Raw genomic sequence first — 18,272 nt, 5'->3', positions numbered from 1 at the left:
TAAGAACAAAAAAAGGTTCAACTTTTATTAAAGTTAAACCTTTCTGTTGTATTATTTTTTCTTTTTAGCTTTTGCCTTCTTTTTAGACTTTGCTTTCTTTTTTGCTATTTTTTTAGCTTTCGCTTTTTCCTTAGCTTTTTTAGCTTTTTCCTTTTTCTTAGCTGCAGCTTTTAATTTTGCTTTTTTAGCTTTTTCTTTCTTTTTGTCTTTTTTAGCTTTCTCTTTTTTCTTTGCTAATTTCTTTTTGGCTTTGTCTTTTTCTTTGTCTTTCACTTTTTTCTTCTTTTTTTCAGATTTATCTTTTGAAGTTTCTGTATCAGCAGCTTCGTTTGTAGCTTCAATTGATTTAGTAATAGTCTCCGCAGCTATTTCTTCCGGTTGTACTGTTGTGGATACTATATTTTTTGCAGGTGCTTTTCTTATTGCTGTTGGTTTGGCAGTTACTGCAGGTTTTACCGGCGTTTTTGTTGTTGTCGTTTTTACTGTTGCAGTTGTAGCTGGTTTTGCAGCAGTAGTTGTTTTAGCCGGAGCTCTGCGGACAGGCTTTTTTATTTCCGGTGTATTTTCTTTTTCTGCAGCCGGCTGAATATTTTCAGTTTTTGGAGAATCAATGTTCTCAGGATTTGTTTCTTCGGTCTTGTTTTCCATCATTATACAGGTATTAAATAAGGATTATCTTTATAATGTAAGTAAATTGTTAACTCACAGTTAAGTAAAGATAATTATAAAACAAGTTTTCCAATGTTAAGTTTTTACTGAAAAAATAAGTGTAAGGATTTGAAAAAGAAATGTTTGTGTTTTTGTCTAAAAATAAAAATCAAAATTTCTTAACAATTCTACATGGAAAATGGAGTTCTATTTATGATAATATTTTTGAGATTTTCTAAATATCTTAATAGCAGGATTGCCCTAGCTCAGATGGGAGCGGCATCCTTTTATGGTCCCGATGGCTATCGGAACCATAAAAGATATAGCGTACAGCTGGAATAAGCTCCTGATATTTATAATGATAACTATTCTAATTCCTTAGGATCATCGTTTTCATCTTCAATAAAATCGAGTTCCAGCGCCCGAACGGTCTGAACTGCATTTCCTGCAATTCCGCGAATAGAACCGTACATTCCTAAAGTGTTGTGGACTACTTTTTCGATTTGTTTTTCGCGCTGCTTCCAGATTCGCTGCATGGCTCTTTTTTCAGCATCCAGATCACTTTGCATTTGGGTAAAACCTTCTACAATTCCTTCCACTTGTAAACGGAATTCATTGCTGGTTAAGAAATCATATAGCATTGACATTTTATCGCCTTTGTTTTCCTGTGCCTGAACCGCCTGACTCACCTGAATGATTGACTGACGCAAAACGGCGCTCAAGCCTTTAAATTCATCATAAGTACAAATCCAGATGCCGTCACGCATGCCCATTCGTTCCATTCCGGCTGGCATTACTTCGGTAACTAAAACGCCAATATTGGCTCTTTTGGTTCGGATATCATTTTTGAATTTCTCAATCCAGGAAGGCTGAAATGCTTTGGTTCTTTTGCTTTCGTAATAAATCGAACCGCAGTTTTGATGTTCACGAGTATTTACAATCTGAAGACAGTCGGCACCGTTTGCCCCTTTTTTAACTTCGTCAATACTGTCAAGAGGGAAGTTGTTGGCAAGCCATTCTTCGATTGCCAGTTCCATTACTTCACCCTGCAATTGCATCGAACCTTGTTCCTGCTTGCGTTTCATTTCTTCAGTAAGCTTTTTTTGTTCTTCCAGTTGTTTCTGAAGTTCTTTGAATTTTAATTCGTTTTTGTCGTCTTCCTGTTTTCTGATTTTTTCGCGTTCCAATGCCAGTTGCGCATTCAATTGCTTTTCGGCTTCTGCCTGGATGGCTTCTTTCATTTCCAGTTTTTCACGCTGTAATTTGGCAATTTCGCCTTCCATTTTATTTAATTCCCTGATTTTTTCAGACTTTTCAGAGAGCTCTTTTTCCATCAATAACAAACGGTCTTTGTTTTCTTCTTCGAGCTTGGTTTTTAGCTTTTCGCCAATTTCTTTTTCCGCTGCTTTTTTCTCGCGCTCCAGACGCTCGGCAAAAAGTTCGTTTTCCTGCTTTTTTTTCGCTTCAAATTCGGCTTTTGCTTTTTCGAATTGTTCGTTTTTAAGCTCTAATTCACGGTTTTGAATATTAACTTTTTGTTGAAATTCTTTGCGGATACTATCTTCCAGCTGGTGTTTTAAAACATCATTTACATCGATAGGAGTTCCGCAGTTTGGGCACTGAATTGAAGATTGTTCAGCCATTTTTATTGATTTTATTGAGTGGAATTATAATTTGCTAAGGTATTTAAAAGTTCTCTTTTTATGGTGTGGATTTCTGTACTAATTTGTAACGAATTTTTATTATGGCCATGAATTTTTCATTAGTTTTTTTGTTTCACGCAGATTTTGCAGATTTAATATGATTAGACAGATATTTATACGGTTTGTCATTTCGACCGGAGGGAGAAATCTCCACAAGTAACTCCATTGCGAGAATCCAATCTTTGTCGAGTTACTTGTGGGGATTCTTCGTTCCTCAGAATGACAAGCTTTATGGTTACTTTATTGTGAACTATCCTTTTTTCAATAAAAACTTAACAGCTGACTGCGTGATTTCAGAAAGATCATCTTTTGAGGTTATTAAAGAAACATTTGTAAATAGATTTACTTTTTTCAATTCAATGAAATCAATCTCCGAATCGGAATTGTTTTTTGCAATGTTAGAAGGTACAATCGAAATCCCCAATCCGTTTTTGACCAGTTGTACAATTGAATTAATATTGTTTGCTTCATGAATAATCTTCGGCGTAAAGCCATAAAAAGCACAAAGTTCTAGTAAAACTTCATGATAATGCGGTGCGTAATCTTTATTGAAAAAAACAAACGTTTCATCTTGTAGTTTTAAGATTTCGGTTTCTGATTTTATCTGAAAAGTGTTTTTATTATAAACCAATGAAAAGCCGTCTTTAAACCATAAATGCGATTTTATTTTGGGTGAATGAATTGGTGACCGAATGATTCCCATCTCGATTTTTCCTTGTTCTAAAGCGTCGATTTGTTTGGTAGTTGATACTTCGAAAAGCTTGAAATTAACATATGGGAATTGTGCTTTCAGATGTTTTATTAGATCGGAAATAACAGACGAATTAATCGAACTGATGTAAGCAATTCTGAATTCGCCTGAAACGTTCTCAGCAATTTTTTTTGTTTTCACAGCAATGCGTTCCAGATTCTGAAAAAGTGCGGTTACTTCTTCTTTAAAATATTTTCCAGCTTCGGTCAATTCCACTTTTTTGTTATTTCGAATAAAAAGCTTTGCTTGAAGTTCTTCTTCTAATTCGGCTATTTGCCGGCTTAATGGTGGCTGAGAAATAAAGAGTTTTTCTGCCGCTTTGGTAAAGTTTAGTTCTTCGGCAACAGCCAGAAAATATTTTAAGTGACGTAATTCCATGATACTTTTAAAGTATTATTAATTGATAAAAATAGTATTTTTAAAGTATTTATGAAAGAGGTAGTTTTGGATTGATGTTAAATGTTAGAAGTTAGATGTAAAACGTAAAACTAATTCTAACGTTTAACTTATAACCTTTAACTTAAAAGATGAAAAAATCAACTATCGAAGAAATCAAAGAACGATTTGACAATGATGTCGAACGATTCTCAAATTTAGAAACAGGGCAGGTTGCCACAATCGACGCTACCATTTCGTTGGAATTAATAACCGAAGCTTCAAAACGAATTGTCCCAAATGCTGCAACTGTTTTGGATGTAGGTTGTGGTGCCGGAAATTACACTTTAATGATGTTATCTAAAGTGTCGAATTTAAACTGCACTTTGGTCGATTTGAGCTTGCCAATGCTGGATCGGGCTTTTGAAAGAGTTTCGGCTGTGACAAACGGAAAAGTACGAGTTAAACAAGGAGATATTCGCGAAATAGATTTAGAAGATAATAGTTTTGATATTATTTTGGCAGGAGCTGTTTTGCATCATTTACGAGATGATAACGATTGGGAAACGACTTTTGCTAAATTATTCAGATTATTGAAACCAGGCGGATGTTTGATGATTTCTGACTTGATCACGCAAGATACAGATTTGTTGAATGAATATACCTGGCAGCGTTATGGCGAATATTTGGAAGGAATAGGAGGGGCTGAGTATCGCCAGAAAGTGTTGGATTACATTGAGAAGGAAGATTCGCCAAGATCAATGAATTATCAATTGGATTTGATGAAAAAAGTGGGTTTCTCAAAAGTCGAAATTTTACATAAGAATATGTGTTTCGGGGCTTTTGGAGGGATAAAATAAAGTTTTATTTTGACCTGCAAGGTTTCCAAAACCTTGTAGGTCTATTTTTTAGAAGGTTATAGCATACCTACAAGGTTTTGGAAACCTTGCAGGAATAATATTTATAAAATCTGGGTCGTTTTGTAAACCTGTATCGGATCTGAAACGAGATCCCTGATTTGAGAAATAAAATCGGCTAAATAGGGTTGTGAATTGTGTATGTCAAGTCCTGGCTGGTCTTTCCATTCTTCCCAAATGATGAATACATTTTCGGATGTATGTAAATCGTAACGGACACAGGCAGCTTCTTTTCTGGTCTCAGTAACAAGATGGCGCATCATCTTTTGTATTTGATCGTTATGTTCCGGTTTACCTTTGAAAATGGCAGTAATTGAAATCATGATTATAAAGTTTTAAAAATTTCTTTTAAATGATTGGTGTAATTTTCTTTAAAGATAACAATATTTTCAGGTGTTGCGCCTTTTTCGACATCATGAAAATGAAATCCGTTTACTTTTTCCATTCCTGTGAATTTGTTCATTTTGTGAAAACCAAACATTACGCCATCATCAACAGAAGTTTCTTCGAAAAATTCTCCCGGAAGTGTAAAAGCCATTGCGGGAGCATTCCAGCTGGTGGTAAGCATGTATTTGCGTCCGTGTAAAAGTCCGCCGGTTCCGTAATTGATGTCGGGATTTACACGGCTTCTTCCGTCGCTTTTGTAGATTCCGTTGTTATGTCCGTGTGTGAAAACATCATCAATGTATTTTTTGAAAAGGTTTGGAATTTGAAACCACCAAACCGGTGTGTGATAGATAATTAAATCTGCCCAAACGAATTTTTCTACTTCTTCCTGAAGATCAATTTGGTTTTCGATATGAGTTGTTTTTATTTCGTAATTATTGTTTTTGGAAAGGAATTCAACTGTCCAGTCCTGAACGGTTTGATTGAATTGTCCTCCTGAATGTGCGAATTTCTGTCCGCCGTTGATTATAAATATCTTTTTCATTTTAATTGTTTTTGTGAAAACTGATGTGTGAGGGATTGAGGCGATATCCTTTTGTGGAATGAAATGGAGCAAAAGATATAGCCGAAAGCCCGACCCGGAGGGACACACCCAAATTATTTTAATTGTTGTGAATTTGTTTTTAATACATAGAAACATAGGTTTTAAAAACTAGTTTTTCGCATAAAGTTCTCAAAGTTTGTCATTCCGAGGAACGAGGAATCTCCGTAAGTAGCTCCGCATAGAGAGTCGCTAATCTTTGTAGAGTTTCTCGCGAAGATTCCTCGTTCCTCGGAATGACAAGATTGAGCAGACTATGTTTGTTTACAAGGAAATTCTATGTTTCTATATGTTTAAAGATTATTTTATTTTAGCAATTGCCTGATTGATAAACTCTAATTCTGAAGGGGATAAATCGAAATCCATTGTTTTGGCGTTAGAGATGGCTTGTTCTGCATTTCTGGCTCCGGCTAAAACAACCGCAATTCCTTTTTGTAACGTCGTCCAGCGTAAAACCAATTGCGAAATTGAAACATGTTTTGAATGTGCTAAAGAGCTCAATTCTTCGATTAAGGTTTTTACCTGCTGTAAATCGAATTTTCCGAAATAACCGTTTCTGTGGTCGTTTTCTTTTAATTTGCTATCTAAGAAGTATTTTCCGGTCAATAAGCCTCTTTCCATTGGACTGTAAGCAATGATTCCGATATTTTCTGCCACGGTGAAAGGAATTAGTTCTTCTTCAATTTTGCGGTTTAGCATGCTATAGGCAACCTGATCAGAAACTACCTGAACTGTTTTTTGTGCTTCCTGAATTTGTGAAACATTATAATTACTTACTCCGAAAGCTCTGATTTTTCCTTGTTGAATTAGCGTTTCAACAGCTTCCATAGTTTCAGAAATTGGTGTTGTAATGTCAGGCCAGTGAATTTGGAGTAAATCGATATAATCGGTTTGAAGACGTTTCAAGCTTTCTTCGATCTCTTTGATTACGTTTTGTTTGGATGAATATTTGTAAATCGGCACTTTTTTACCGTTGTCATCGGCATCGAAAAAGTAATCGCCTTTTCCGTTGTTGCTTCCGTCCCAAACTAAACCGAATTTAGTCAATAACTGAACTTTTGAGCGATCGTGGCTTTTGACAGCTTCGCCAATCATTTCTTCGCTTAAACCAAATCCGTAAAAAGGAGCAGTGTCGATTGTGGTAACCCCGTGATCGATTGAGGCGTGAATAGAGTCGATTGCATCTTTTTTATCTGTTCCTGCCCACATAGTTCCGCCAATTGCAAAAGCACCGTAAGTGATTGTTGATAATTCAAGTTCAGAGTTGCCTAATTTTCTATATTCCATGATGGTGATTTTTTGTTTTAAATTGATAAAGCAAAATTATACTGTTTTTTTGATTATTAATTGGTATATTTTTACCTTTTTTGGGTATATTTGCATCTTCAAATAATTTCTATATGAAAAAAGAAAATTTATATGAGCCTTTTACGGTTTCGTTTGAAACACTGGACGAATATCCGGATGTAGGTGATCGACATAATTTTTTCGAACTGGTTTATATTTTGGAAGGTACAGGTTCGCAATGTATCAACAAAAATATATTTAGGTATGATCCGGGACATTTGTTTTTATTGACGCCCGAAGACTGTCATAATTTCACGATTGAAACCCAAACGAAATTTTTCTTTTTGAGATTCAATGACATTTATTTGAAAAATTCAAGTCTGCAGAACGAAAGTATTCAGCGTTTGGAATATATTCTGCAAAATGCGAACCATCAGCCGGGCTGCATTTTGAAAAATGATCCGGATAAATGTCTGGTTAAAGTGATGATTGAAGCGATTTGCCGGGAAAAGGAGGATAAGGATATTTACAATCAGGAATTGATTCAGCAATTAGTCAATACACTGATTATAATTGTAGCGAGAAATATTGCAAAATATCTTCCGGAGCAGGTTAGTATTGATACTGAGGCTAAAGCGATGGATATTCTTCAATATATTCAGAACAATATTTATTATCCGGAAAAGATTAAAGCCGAATCAATTAGCTATTACTTCGGAATTTCGAATACGTATTTAGGGCGTTATTTTAAGAAACATGCCAGCGAAACGATGCAACAGTACATCAGTAATTACAAAACGAAACTGATTGAACATCGACTTCAGTTCAGCGATAAGCGTATTAATGAAATTGCGTATGAGTTTGGTTTTACGGATGAAAGCCACTTTAATAAGTTTTTTAGGAAGCAGAAAGGATATAGTCCTTCAGAGTTTAGAAAGACAATTCGGTTGAGTGCTTAGTTTTTTTCTTTCACGCAGATTTTAAATGATTTTGGCAGATTTAAACAGATTTTTAAAAATAAATCCGCGTTATCTGTGAGAGAAAAAATTAATTTTCTTTTTCTATTATAAAGCTAAAATGTTCAGTTTTACCCGCTTTTAAATTACTGATTTCATTTTGAATTAACTCTTCTAATGAATCAGCAATGATATTTCTTTCCCACGATTCGTTTTGAAGTTCGATGATTTGTCCATATTTTCCTTTTGAAGCGGGATCGGTGTCAAAAAGTAAATAATCGCCATTTCTTCCCGTAGCAAACGGAATCCATTTTGGATTGGCGTAATTGTCTGTATTGATTTTTTCGAAATCAATTTCCTGTTCCGGTAAATCGTCTTCGTCGAATTGTAAATCTTGAATCGAATTCCATTCTTCTGCAATGTCTTGAAAAGGAATTAATTCGTAAGGCCAATTATTGATTAAAATCTGAAAAGTTGAAGTTACAGCATCATAATCAACGTTATGTACTTTGTAGAAATTTACTAGCGCAAGAGGAATTTTTATTTCATTTTCAATAACCGAATGATTATTTATGTCTTCTTCTGAAATTCCTTCTGCAAGATTGTAATAATCATTGTTTTCAGAAACAATTTTATTGATTTCAGAAATCCATTCTTTCCAAAGTGGTTCAAAGAATTTGAATTCAGGATCAACAGAAGCTGAAACTTTTTTTTCTTCTTCCTCACGTGGAGAAATGCTTAAACTTGTGATTTTGCCGTCTTCTTTATCAAACCAAACGCTAATTCCGTTTAGGATAAAAGCACCGCTTCTGTCACCTTTAAAAAGTTTTACAAGCTGGTTCTTATTGTTGTTGTAGTATTGAAACAAATCCTCTCCGTCAAAAATAAATTCTCCTGTAAAAATGTTTTTTGCACAATAATCATATTCTTTAACTTTAAATTCAATCGCAAGACTTTCTACTTTGTTTCCTTCTTTTGAAAAAGCCATTATTCCTTGATCGTCCCAGGTGTAGATATGATTGTATTTTTTTTTAACGTATCTGGAATTTCCTAAAGCTTCTTGTAAAATTGTAATGTCAATTGGGAATTCGATGGTTGTACCATTAATTTGAAAGCTTGTTTTTGATAATTCAATTTTAGTCATTTTGCTTTTTTAGAAGTTGCTACGCGAAAAATGGAAATTTAAATAATCTTCTTAATTACTCTGAGGTTGTGCGTATGTTTCTTTAATTCAGGATTGTAAATTCCGAGGTGGTCCAGACGGTCGATGCGGACTTTCCCACTTGCGTGAATGATGTAATTATTGTCCATGATGATTCCGACATGAATGATATTTCCTTCTTCATTATCAAAAAAGGCTAGGTCTCCCGGTTCACTTTCTTCAATAAAGCTTAAAGGTTCTCCATCACGGGCCTGCTGAGAGGCATCACGGTGAATTTTATAGCCGTTTAATTTGTAAACCATTTGTGTAAAGCCTGAACAATCAATTCCAAAAGGCGTTTTTCCACCCCAAAGATAAGGTGCATTTAGGTACATAAACGCGGTGTTTATAAGAGCACTTTTAGGTTTTATGCCGCTTGTTTTTGTTCCTTCGAAATCAAAATTTGAAGTGTTGATTTCGCTGTTATTCAAAAACGATAATGAAGCGCCAAGCGGAATAGGAAGCAATAAATTATCCGGTGCTGTGATATAATCAATCAAATCGGCATTTAAGATAATGGCTTCTTTGCTTAATTGATTAAATTGCTCTTTGGTAATTTCCTGATATTGTTTAGAATCTACCCAGCCTTCATAATCATCAAACTGAATCCTGATTCGTGCCCATTGATTTTTACGTTCTAAAATTTCGATATGTTCTCCAAATAAAAGTTGTGTAACGATTTCACTCCTGTCACTTGCTTCAGATCGAACGGGTACTATGGCTAAATTGCAGATTCCGAACATTTAAGGAAATTTATAAGTTAAAAATCAGGAGTTATTGAATTTACAACTCCTGATGTGAATATTTATTTAGGCTCTCTCAATAACAATGGCAGATGCGCCGCCGCCGCCGTTGCATATTGCAGCAGCTCCGGTTTTGGCATTGTTTTGTTCTAAAATGTTTAGTAGTGTAACGATGATACGTGCGCCTGAAGCTCCAAGAGGATGTCCTAAAGAAACCGCTCCGCCGTTAACATTTACTTTATTACTATCGAGATTTAAAATTTTTGCATTTGCTAAACCAACAACAGAAAATGCTTCGTTTAATTCGAAATAATCAACATCTGAGATTGAAATTCCGGCTTTATCCAACGCTTTTGGTAATGCTTTTGCAGGGCTTGTGGTAAACCATTTTGGCTCCTGTGCCGCATCTGCATAGCCTTTAATGTAAGCAAGCGGTTTTAAACCTAATGCATTTGCTTTTTCTTCAGACATTAAAATTAAAGCCGCAGCTCCATCGTTAATTGTTGAAGCATTTGCAGCAGTTACGGTTCCGTCCTTTGTGAAAACAGCACTTAAAGATGGAATTTTATCTAATTTTACATTAGTATATTCTTCGTCTTTTGAAAATATAACCGGTTCACCACGTCTTTGTGGGACTTCAACAGGAACCACTTCATTGTCGAATTTTCCGGCATCCCAGGCTTTTGCACTTCTTTCGTAAGATTGAATTGCGAAAGCATCTTGTTCTTCACGGCTGATGTTGTATTCGGTTGCACATAAGTCAGCGCAAACTCCCATTGCGTTGTTATCGTAAGCATCTGTCAAACCATCTTTCTGCATACCATCCAGCAGGGTAGCAGGGCCAAATTTGTTTCCGGCACGCATCTGTACATAATGCGGAATCAAACTCATACTTTCCATTCCGCCGGCAACAACAACTTCAGCATCTCCACAGGCAATTGCCTGAGCTGCGAACATGACAGCTTTCATTCCGGAGGCGCATACTTTGTTTACGGTTGTAGCAGCAACTTCTTCAGATAAACCTGCAAATAATGCTGCCTGACGAGCCGGAGCCTGCCCAACGCCAGCCTGAATTACATTACCCATGAAAACTTCATCTACCAGTTTTGGGTCAAGATTAATTTTTTGGAGAGCCCCTTTTATGGCAGCAGCTCCTAATTTTGGTGCGGGTACGGTAGATAAACCTCCCATGAAACTTCCGATAGGTGTTCTAACGGCAGAAACGATAACAACTCTTTTGTTCATGTTCTGTTTAATATTAGTTAGTAAAGCAAATTTACTGTTTATTTGAACAAATTCAAATTTTGTATGGAATAGGGCAGATTTTAAATTTAGATGAATTTTTTGTTAATTTCTATTTGTTTGATTGTGAAGTGTTTTAAAAAAAAGATTAAAAAAAGATTGAAAAAAGCGCAAAAATAGTTGTGAGATATCGAATGTTGTCTTACATTTGCAACCGCAAAAAGGGAAACAATTCCTTGAGCATGGAGAGGTGCCAGAGCGGTAATGGAGCAGATTGCTAATCTGTCGACGGGTAACCGTCGCCAGGGTTCGAGTCCCTGTCTCTCCGCTTAAATTTTGCCTCGGGGTGTAGCGTAGCCCGGTTATCGCGCCTGCTTTGGGAGCAGGAGGCCGCAGGTTCGAATCCTGCCACCCCGACAAAACTTTGCCATAAGTTTAAAAAGAAATGGTTCCATAGCTCAGCTGGATAGAGCAACGCACTTCTAATGCGTAGGTCGAAGGTTCGAATCCTTCTGGGATCACTAAAGAGGATAATCGTAACTGATTATCCTCTTTTTGTTTTACGTTATTTAGTTTTTAAGGATCAATACGGGATCAATACGAAAACCTGTGGGATTGAAAAATTAAGCATAAATATTTGTTAGCCTAAAAAGAAAGAGTTCTATATTTCTACCCCCTCTGAATTTTATTCTGAACGCTTTTATTTTTGCATTGAATGATTCTGCCGAAGCATTAGTGCTTCTGTTGTCAAAATAATTCAATATCGTTTGAAAATGATTCTGTATTGTTCGGGATATTGTATTGCTTTTACAAAATACAGCTAGTTTCTATTAGATAAGTTAAGAAAGCTTTCGTCTGTACGCTCGTTTAAAATAACCAGTTTAATGTGAGAAAGAAAGATTAATGAATTCATTACCTTGGTTTTGTACTCAATTTCGGCAGAAAGCAAATCATTAGCATCACCTACTTTCAGATCAGCAGGATAAATGAGGGCACAAAGTTCTTCAAAATGAAGTGACTGTCCTTGATTTTCGGTGAGACAGCGGTAAATTTTTGCAGTCAGGTGTAGTGAATTAGTATTCATAATATTGTGTTTTATAAATATATACGGAATTTAGTTAGGCGCGGTTTGGTAAAGCCTGTTTTCCTAAGTGTTCTTATAAAAAATGCTGAAACGAACGTCTCTGACTTCTCATATTCAATATTCTGTTTTGTCATTTTTTAGTCTAATTTTATTCTTTTTTACTGAGACGTAAAGAATTAACACGAACACATAAATAAGTACTGTGTTTGAATATAATTGATATCCTGGTTTTTGAAGTTCAACTGTAATGCAAGCGTTTTAGGAGGAAATAAATATTACTCTAATTCTTCTTTAACCATTTCCATTTTTGCCGTTCGGAAGCATATTTGTATTTCCAATTATCTCAGTCACCTAGCATATACCAACAGTTTTACCGCATTAGATAGCTTGTTAATTTAATTTTTGAGCTGCTTCAGCCATTGTTCATTTTCGAAACTTAACAGAACAGCTTCTAATTTCAAATAAGGACATACAAAAGGGATGAACCACATTAGTCAAAACCGTAAATCAACTTTTTAAAGGTTCTGTACCTAAATAAAACACTCTTGTGACATTTAGATGTTTTTTACTGAATAATTTTTCAAATTTTGGAGTATAAATAAACACATAAAACTATCTCATCTCAACTATAAGATAAGTTTTGGATTTGTAAGGATATACTATTAATAGCGGTTAACGATTGCCCTATTTTGGTTGTCATAAGTATAAGATAAATCATAAGATTTCTACTAACTATCGTAACTAACCAATAATTACAAAATATGGACAACAAAAAACGAATCATTGAAAAACCTACAGCAAACAACGTAAAATGTTGGGACAGTACCGGCAGTACTGAAATGGTGACACAGCGACTGAAAGAGATGTTTGTAGAAATGGGCCAAAAAACACGAATTGAAAAAGGGCAGAATCCAGCAGAGCGTGCTGTTTTTAGAAAACAACATGGGATTACTTATGGTCAATTTATAATCAATGAAGATATTCCTGAAAAATTCAAAATAGGTATTTTTGCCAGCTCTCGTTATGATTGTGCTGTTCGTTTCTCCAGTGATACAGGCACTACTTCACCTGACTTGCACTCCACTATTGGAGTCGGGTTGAAATTGTTTGGTGTAGAAGGACCGAAGCTTTTTGGGGAAGGTTCTACTGCCGATTTCATTTTTCAGAATATTGATCGCTTTTTTGCTCGTGATGCACAGCAAATGTGCACGTTTACAACTGCCGGTGTTATTGACAGGGATTATGATACTTATATTAACAAACATCCTGAACTGGCTAGTATTCTGCAAGCTATGCAGAAAGAAGAAGCAAGTGTGTTAAGTACTGGTTATTGGGCTATTTTACCTTTTCAGCTAGGCGAAAATCAAATTGTTAAATACCGTTTGGTTCCGGAGGATACTTATAAAGGAGCACCTTTTGATAATGATAATTATTTACGACTGGATTTAGAAAAACGTTTACGCAATGGGGCTGCTACTTTCAGATTTGAAATCCAATTGCGTACTAACGATTTAACCATGCCTCTTAATGATGCACAAGTAGTCTGGAGTACAGAGGAAAGTCCGTACATCTGTATTGCTAAGCTGCATTTACCACAACAAGATATAACAGCGATTGGTCAGTCTGAATTTGGAAGCAATCTTTCATTTAATATTTGGAGAACTTTAGGAGCTCATAAACCTTTAGGTTCAATTGCAGAGGCTCGTAAAACAGTTTATGCAGCTAGTGCAGAAGCCAGACATCAGGCCAATGGACAGCAGCTACAGGAACCTAATGCTATAAATCCACATTTTAGGGGTAATACAGACGAGGATAGTACTTGTATTGTTAGAGCTGGTATTTATCCCCCTATTGGTGTGATGCGTGTGGGAAATAGTGAAGAAGAGTATTTCATAGGTCCTTTAGTAGATGAGCCAGAAGCCAAAGATGATGTGTATGCTTATCGCGACAAAACAGGAGCCATCAAACGTCAGGCGGCACAGTTTCGCATTTATGGTTTCAATGCTGCCGGAAAAGCGATTAAGGAGCTGACTATGGAAAATGCTAAAATTACCTGGCATTCGCATTTGGCCAATCAAAAAGCATCCTGGTATCAGTTCCAGATTGCCTTAGATATTCCGGATGCCACCGATCCTAATGTTCCACCTTCTTTATTGAGAAATATTGATGTAAAAGACCGCAGCAAGTTATTGATTGACGGTGGTGGCGAAAGTATTTCAAAACCTAATGTCACTGAAGGAAAAAAGTTCACAGGTAAGTTCATGGGCAAACAGGTTTATCTAGGAGAAATGCATACCGATGAAAAAGGACGCTTAATAATGCTGGGTGGTCATGGTAAATCGAAAAATATCAATGGCGACAGAGCCATTACCTTTGCCAACAATGAAGGCTGGTATGATGATATGTCAGATGGGCCTGTTACTGCTACAGTAGAATATGATGGAGTAGTTCTTAATGTAGATCCTGCCTGGGTAATTTGTGCTCCACCGGATTATGCCCCTATGCAAAAATCGGTTCGTACGATGTGGGATTTAATGCGTAGTGTTGCTGTAGAATCGGGAATGTTGGTGAGACCAGCAAGACCCTCTTTCTGTAAAGACATCTTGCCTATTTTTGAAAGAATGACCAACTTGCAATGGGTAAATGCAGGATTTGCAGCAGCTTTTGGATGGGGCGGACAATTTAATTATACCAGCGTAGCATGGGTAAAAAAACTAAATGACCCTTCTTCTGCCAACTTAGAAATGCGTCGTACTATTTCTAATAATTTCCGTAGGTTTGATCAGTCTGGCGCTGAGGCTCCACAGCTATGGCCCTGGTTATATGGTGATGCGGTTGCCATTCCTACCACAGGTTCTGTCCGCCAGCATTCTACTTTATCTCATTTGCAACTGGAGTTTTTAGATCAATGGGTCAAAGGTGATTTTGATGCTGATTTTGTAGACAAAACAGGTTGTCCTTATGTTCCGCCTGTTAAAAAAATTGATGACTATCCTATTGCTGAACAACCGGATATGCTAACTAAAGCAGCTATGGATTTCTGTTTGGCAGATGCTTTCCATCCGGGCTGTGAAATGACCTGGCCTATGCGAACTTCTGGTATGTATATGGCTCCTTTTCGATTGAAACATGCTCCAAAAACACCAAAAACCGATTATCATTATTATGGATCTACTATGAATAGTGATGTCCTGACTTTGCCTGCTGGTCCTTTACTAGGAGGTCAGGTACCAGGTGGTGTAACCAGATGGATGGCTATTCCCTGGCAGACTGATACAGCAAGCTGCAGAGATGGTTATACTACTGCATACGATCCTTATCTGCCAACATTTTGGCCTGCAAGGGTTCCGAACAATATTTTGAGTGAAGAGCGTTACAAAGAAACTTTAGATACACACTTAGCAGAAGAAACCCGTAGAGAAGCTTTTGCATTTCGTTATTTTTGGCTGGATGATTTGCCTCTAGATGGCGAAGCACCAACACAGACCAATCAGATCAATGCAATGGTGAAGTATTTTGACAAGCTAGCAATTGTGCAGCCACGTCCAGGTGTCCCTGATAGTGCTAATTTTCCACCAGAAATGCAAATTGGTGTAGTTCCTAATGAAGAACAAAATCAACTGTTGTTGAAAGAGACAGAAGCCAGATTAAGAAAAATCTTAAATAACAATAAGAATTTGAATAATAAGGAAGAATCCTTGCTACAGACTACTTTAGGGTATTTATCTAATGAAGGTTTATTTACTGAACAAGTTGTAACAGAAAGTACTCGCGAACAACTGTTAAAATTGGTTGAGGACGAATTGGTTCAGGATGAAGCTTTAACAAACGAAGTTGAAAAACTGGTAGATTTATTAGCTTCTAAAGCACATAAATTTACTAAAACAAGAACTGTTCCCCATTCCAGACAACCTAGAAAAGATGTTGGTGTTCCTGAACAGTTGGTACGTTTCCAGCGTTTTATTCCAAAAAAATATTAGGTTTGGCAACAGAAAAAACAGATATATTAATTATAGGTGGCGGCATTGCAGGTTGCATTGCTGCCATTTCTCTGATAGATACCTATCAGGTAACATTAGTCGATAAACTTCCTGAACCTATTGAGCGTATTGGAGAATCTTTAGCTCCTGCTTCGCAACGTATTTTAAAACAATTAGATTTGTTAGATGGTTTGGAAAACCAACTAGGCACTTTGTATCAAAAAAACGTTGGTATGCAGTCCTATTGGGGAAGTAATCAGGTACATCTTGTAGATGATTTAAGAAATCCAGATGGTTTTGTTAAAAATTTGGATCGACAGGTTTTTGAAACCCATTTAAGAAGAGTTGCAGAGAGCCGCGGAGTTCATTGTTTATGGGGTTTCAAACTGTATAATAGTTCTTATGAAAATTCTCGTTGGGAGGTGCAATTGAGAGCTAGTGATACCTCTTTATCTGTTTCAACGATTTCGGCCTCTTTTGTTATTGATGCAAGTGGTCGCCAATCGCATTTTGCAAAAAGTCTTGGCATTAAACGGGAAGTCGAAGACAAATTGATTGCTTGTTGGGTTACTTTACCTAATACCCGGACCAATACCATGAGTACTATTTCAGCCAGTGAAAATGGTTGGTGGTATAGTGCTGTTGTTCCTAGTGACAAACGAGTAGTGGCTTTTCATACCGATGCTGATTTAGTGGCTAAAAACGAACTTAAAACGACTGCCTCATTTTTAGAATTGGCAAAAGAAAATCCTGTTATTTTATCTTTACTAAAAGAACATAAAAATGCTATTGTTTTTAAAGGTTCAGTTGCTGCTAATTCGACTAAATTAGAACAAGTAGCCGGGCAACAATGGGCTGCTCTAGGTGATGCAGCATTAAGTTTTGACCCATTATCTTCTCAGGGCATGTACAATGCAATGGCCAGTGCCATGCAATTGCAAGCTTTACTATTACAGTATGGTTTTACTGAAACACTTCGAAAAACACATACTGAACAAACAGGGTTCATTTGGCAATATTACCTAAAACATAAAAGTATTTTTTACCAAGCAGAAACCAGGTGGAAAACTGCTGCTTTTTGGGAGAGACGGTTGTGATGGTTGCGTTTGTTTGAATTGTTTTTTCTGGCACAGAGAAATCAATTGACTGATCAATAGTTTTTGCTTTTTGTTCGTCAGTACTCTGACATATAAATAAGCAGTTTCCATAACAAAAATATTATAATTTATTTCGTTTAAATACTTCTAAAAGATGTGCCTTTATATCTCAATGACTTACATGAATTTATGAAAAAGCTAATCTTTTAGGTGAATCAAAAAGTAAATGTTAATTATAGATGAACAGGTATCACGAGCTAAAGACAATTTTATTGTTTTTGCAAATACAGAAATACTAGATAAAAAAAAGTAAAACACCATCCGGTTACTAGCAAATTATTTGACTTATGAAACAGAAAAATAATTTCCTATTACAATATTTAGACATTTTTGGTAGTTAACTACAATTTTTTGTATTAATTTCATATTATAAATATCTTAAAAAGATTCGGCTAATATTTTCAAATCTTGTAATAAAAGATTCGAATTTTCTCCAATAACGGTCAAATCAAAAGCCAGTAAAATGAGTGTTTTTTTTAATTCCTTTAATTCAGTCTTTTGGGATCAAAACTGTAGCAAAGTCGATTTCTAAAATTAAAATACACCATTTACAAGACTTCGGGTTATATGGTTCGAATACTTCTGTACTTCGAGCCTTGTATTTAAGAGCTCTTATATTTTCTAAGGTACTTCTTTTGTAAATTATAATGTGTCATGATCTGTTACAAAACTTAAATAGTGAAATATTTCTAAAATAGCGCATTGGTTTTTGTGGCAGAAATAGATACCAAGCCCAATTATTTTTTATGTAACGATTCCGAAATAGAGTAAAGAGCTTGATTGTAAGTATAATGTATAAATTGAATAACTAATGTATATTTTGAGAAAGTTCTCTATATTAATGTTTTTTGATATTTTACTTATCAAATACTAACAGTTGCCAATTCTATAAAATCAGTTTTTTTCGATAGAGTAGAATTAATAAAAAATCAAAAAGTAAGAAAGGTTTTATTTTTTTTATTTTTTATTTCTAATCTAAATTTACCGTTATCAGAGTGTTAGGAAAAAGTTTTGAAAAAAGTTGAAAAAACTCTGTAAAAAAGCTTGTAAATCTAAATAAGTAGATTACTTTTGCACCCGCTTTGAGAGACAAGCGAAATAAGAAAAGAAGATACGTTCGTAGACATATTGAATTGACAGCCGTTTTGAAAGAGATTTCAAGACAAAATAATAAGAGTAATGGAATCGGGAGATTCGAAAAAGAACCGATAGATATTCGTCGAATAATAGTTAGCCTGGA

The 18,272-nt window shown here is 35.8% G+C and carries 15 protein-coding genes and 3 tRNA genes; 7 read left to right on the top strand and 11 right to left on the bottom strand.

The features are described 5' to 3' along the window. Window positions 1–51: 51 nt before the first annotated feature. From K8B81_RS17265 to K8B81_RS17255, 3 genes are all read right to left on the bottom strand, one after another. Window positions 52–651, bottom strand: coding sequence for a hypothetical protein (locus K8B81_RS17265; RefSeq protein ID WP_223682796.1), 600 nt, complete (start codon window positions 649–651; stop codon window positions 52–54). Window positions 652–1,013: 362 nt separating this feature from the next. Further along, window positions 1,014–2,291, bottom strand: a complete 1,278-nt coding sequence (locus tag K8B81_RS17260; RefSeq protein WP_223682795.1) for a DUF2130 domain-containing protein — start codon at window positions 2,289–2,291, stop codon at window positions 1,014–1,016. A 310-nt stretch (window positions 2,292–2,601) separates the two neighbouring features. Continuing rightward, complete coding sequence (locus K8B81_RS17255; RefSeq protein WP_223682794.1) at window positions 2,602–3,480, bottom strand: LysR family transcriptional regulator; 879 nt, start codon at window positions 3,478–3,480, stop codon at window positions 2,602–2,604. 149 nt (window positions 3,481–3,629) lie between these two features. Between K8B81_RS17255 and K8B81_RS17250 the strand changes: the two genes are divergently transcribed. Next, window positions 3,630–4,337: a class I SAM-dependent methyltransferase gene (locus tag K8B81_RS17250; protein ID WP_223682793.1), complete on the top strand. Its 708-nt coding sequence runs from the start codon at window positions 3,630–3,632 to the stop codon at window positions 4,335–4,337. Window positions 4,338–4,438: 101 nt separating this feature from the next. On the opposite strand, the gene K8B81_RS17245 is transcribed toward K8B81_RS17250, so the two are convergent. The 3 genes from K8B81_RS17245 to K8B81_RS17235 form a co-directional block, all read right to left on the bottom strand. Beyond that, on the bottom strand, window positions 4,439–4,717 hold the full coding sequence (locus K8B81_RS17245) for a putative quinol monooxygenase (protein ID WP_223682792.1): 279 nt from the start codon (window positions 4,715–4,717) through the stop codon (window positions 4,439–4,441). A gap of 2 nt (window positions 4,718–4,719) precedes the next feature. After that, window positions 4,720–5,325, bottom strand: coding sequence for an NAD(P)H-dependent oxidoreductase (locus tag K8B81_RS17240; protein ID WP_223682791.1), 606 nt, complete (start codon window positions 5,323–5,325; stop codon window positions 4,720–4,722). A gap of 357 nt (window positions 5,326–5,682) precedes the next feature. Next, window positions 5,683–6,669: an aldo/keto reductase gene (locus tag K8B81_RS17235; protein WP_223682790.1), complete on the bottom strand. Its 987-nt coding sequence runs from the start codon at window positions 6,667–6,669 to the stop codon at window positions 5,683–5,685. A 113-nt stretch (window positions 6,670–6,782) separates the two neighbouring features. On the opposite strand from K8B81_RS17235, the gene K8B81_RS17230 reads away from it, so the two are divergent. Next, window positions 6,783–7,628 (top strand): AraC family transcriptional regulator, encoded by an 846-nt coding sequence (locus K8B81_RS17230; RefSeq protein ID WP_223682789.1) that lies wholly within the window; start codon window positions 6,783–6,785, stop codon window positions 7,626–7,628. An 88-nt stretch (window positions 7,629–7,716) separates the two neighbouring features. On the opposite strand, the gene K8B81_RS17225 is transcribed toward K8B81_RS17230, so the two are convergent. The 3 genes from K8B81_RS17225 to K8B81_RS17215 all read right to left on the bottom strand — a co-directional run bounded on the left by K8B81_RS17225 (window position 7,717) and on the right by K8B81_RS17215 (window position 10,814). Further along, a complete protein-coding gene (locus K8B81_RS17225; protein WP_223682788.1) occupies window positions 7,717–8,769 on the bottom strand; it encodes an SMI1/KNR4 family protein in 1,053 nt (350 codons plus the stop codon). A 38-nt stretch (window positions 8,770–8,807) separates the two neighbouring features. Beyond that, a complete protein-coding gene (locus K8B81_RS17220; RefSeq protein ID WP_223682787.1) occupies window positions 8,808–9,569 on the bottom strand; it encodes a C40 family peptidase in 762 nt (253 codons plus the stop codon). Window positions 9,570–9,635: 66 nt separating this feature from the next. Then, window positions 9,636–10,814 (bottom strand): acetyl-CoA C-acyltransferase, encoded by a 1,179-nt coding sequence (locus K8B81_RS17215; protein ID WP_223682786.1) that lies wholly within the window; start codon window positions 10,812–10,814, stop codon window positions 9,636–9,638. A gap of 241 nt (window positions 10,815–11,055) precedes the next feature. Here K8B81_RS17215 and K8B81_RS17210 point away from each other — a divergent pair. The 3 genes from K8B81_RS17210 (at window position 11,056) to K8B81_RS17200 (ending at window position 11,332) form a co-directional block, all read left to right on the top strand. Continuing rightward, window positions 11,056–11,139, top strand: a tRNA-Ser gene (locus K8B81_RS17210). Between the two features lie 14 nt (window positions 11,140–11,153). Then, a tRNA-Pro gene (locus K8B81_RS17205) sits at window positions 11,154–11,228 on the top strand. Window positions 11,229–11,258: 30 nt separating this feature from the next. Beyond that, window positions 11,259–11,332, top strand: a tRNA-Arg gene (locus K8B81_RS17200). Window positions 11,333–11,434: 102 nt separating this feature from the next. On the opposite strand, the gene K8B81_RS17195 is transcribed toward K8B81_RS17200, so the two are convergent. Both K8B81_RS17195 and K8B81_RS17190 read right to left on the bottom strand, forming a co-directional pair. Beyond that, window positions 11,435–11,608, bottom strand: coding sequence for a transposase (locus tag K8B81_RS17195; RefSeq protein ID WP_317196967.1), 174 nt, complete (start codon window positions 11,606–11,608; stop codon window positions 11,435–11,437). Between the two features lie 23 nt (window positions 11,609–11,631). Beyond that, window positions 11,632–11,895 carry a hypothetical protein gene (locus K8B81_RS17190; RefSeq protein ID WP_223682785.1) on the bottom strand — a complete coding sequence of 88 codons (264 nt, stop codon included), beginning with the start codon at window positions 11,893–11,895 and terminating at the stop codon, window positions 11,632–11,634. A 761-nt stretch (window positions 11,896–12,656) separates the two neighbouring features. On the opposite strand from K8B81_RS17190, the gene K8B81_RS17185 reads away from it, so the two are divergent. Both K8B81_RS17185 and K8B81_RS17180 read left to right on the top strand, forming a co-directional pair. After that, on the top strand, window positions 12,657–15,875 hold the full coding sequence (locus K8B81_RS17185) for a LodA/GoxA family CTQ-dependent oxidase (protein ID WP_223682784.1): 3,219 nt from the start codon (window positions 12,657–12,659) through the stop codon (window positions 15,873–15,875). 2 nt (window positions 15,876–15,877) lie between these two features. Next, window positions 15,878–16,972 (top strand): NAD(P)/FAD-dependent oxidoreductase, encoded by a 1,095-nt coding sequence (locus tag K8B81_RS17180; protein ID WP_223682783.1) that lies wholly within the window; start codon window positions 15,878–15,880, stop codon window positions 16,970–16,972. The last annotated feature ends 1,300 nt before the right edge of the window (window positions 16,973–18,272 follow it).

It is taken from the genome of Flavobacterium hibisci, from assembly GCF_020026925.1.
In the GTDB taxonomy this organism is placed as follows: domain Bacteria; phylum Bacteroidota; class Bacteroidia; order Flavobacteriales; family Flavobacteriaceae; genus Flavobacterium; species Flavobacterium hibisci.
The sequence above is the reverse complement of the archived record's forward strand: the minus strand, read 5'-3'. Positions and strand labels throughout refer to the sequence as shown.

Bases quoted from the DNA above. Each gene is read 5' to 3' on its own strand.
- K8B81_RS17265 (WP_223682796.1), bottom strand. From the start codon at position 651: ATGATGGAAAACAAGACCGAAGAAACAAATCCTGAGAACATTGATTCT.
- K8B81_RS17260 (WP_223682795.1), bottom strand. From the start codon at position 2,291: ATGGCTGAACAATCTTCAATTCAGTGCCCAAACTGCGGAACTCCTATC.
- K8B81_RS17255 (WP_223682794.1), bottom strand. From the start codon at position 3,480: ATGGAATTACGTCACTTAAAATATTTTCTGGCTGTTGCCGAAGAACTA.
- K8B81_RS17250 (WP_223682793.1), top strand. From the start codon at position 3,630: ATGAAAAAATCAACTATCGAAGAAATCAAAGAACGATTTGACAATGAT.
- K8B81_RS17245 (WP_223682792.1), bottom strand. From the start codon at position 4,717: ATGATTTCAATTACTGCCATTTTCAAAGGTAAACCGGAACATAACGAT.
- K8B81_RS17240 (WP_223682791.1), bottom strand. From the start codon at position 5,325: ATGAAAAAGATATTTATAATCAACGGCGGACAGAAATTCGCACATTCA.
- K8B81_RS17235 (WP_223682790.1), bottom strand. From the start codon at position 6,669: ATGGAATATAGAAAATTAGGCAACTCTGAACTTGAATTATCAACAATC.
- K8B81_RS17230 (WP_223682789.1), top strand. From the start codon at position 6,783: ATGAAAAAAGAAAATTTATATGAGCCTTTTACGGTTTCGTTTGAAACA.
- K8B81_RS17225 (WP_223682788.1), bottom strand. From the start codon at position 8,769: ATGACTAAAATTGAATTATCAAAAACAAGCTTTCAAATTAATGGTACA.
- K8B81_RS17220 (WP_223682787.1), bottom strand. From the start codon at position 9,569: ATGTTCGGAATCTGCAATTTAGCCATAGTACCCGTTCGATCTGAAGCA.
- K8B81_RS17215 (WP_223682786.1), bottom strand. From the start codon at position 10,814: ATGAACAAAAGAGTTGTTATCGTTTCTGCCGTTAGAACACCTATCGGA.
- K8B81_RS17190 (WP_223682785.1), bottom strand. From the start codon at position 11,895: ATGAATACTAATTCACTACACCTGACTGCAAAAATTTACCGCTGTCTC.
- K8B81_RS17185 (WP_223682784.1), top strand. From the start codon at position 12,657: ATGGACAACAAAAAACGAATCATTGAAAAACCTACAGCAAACAACGTA.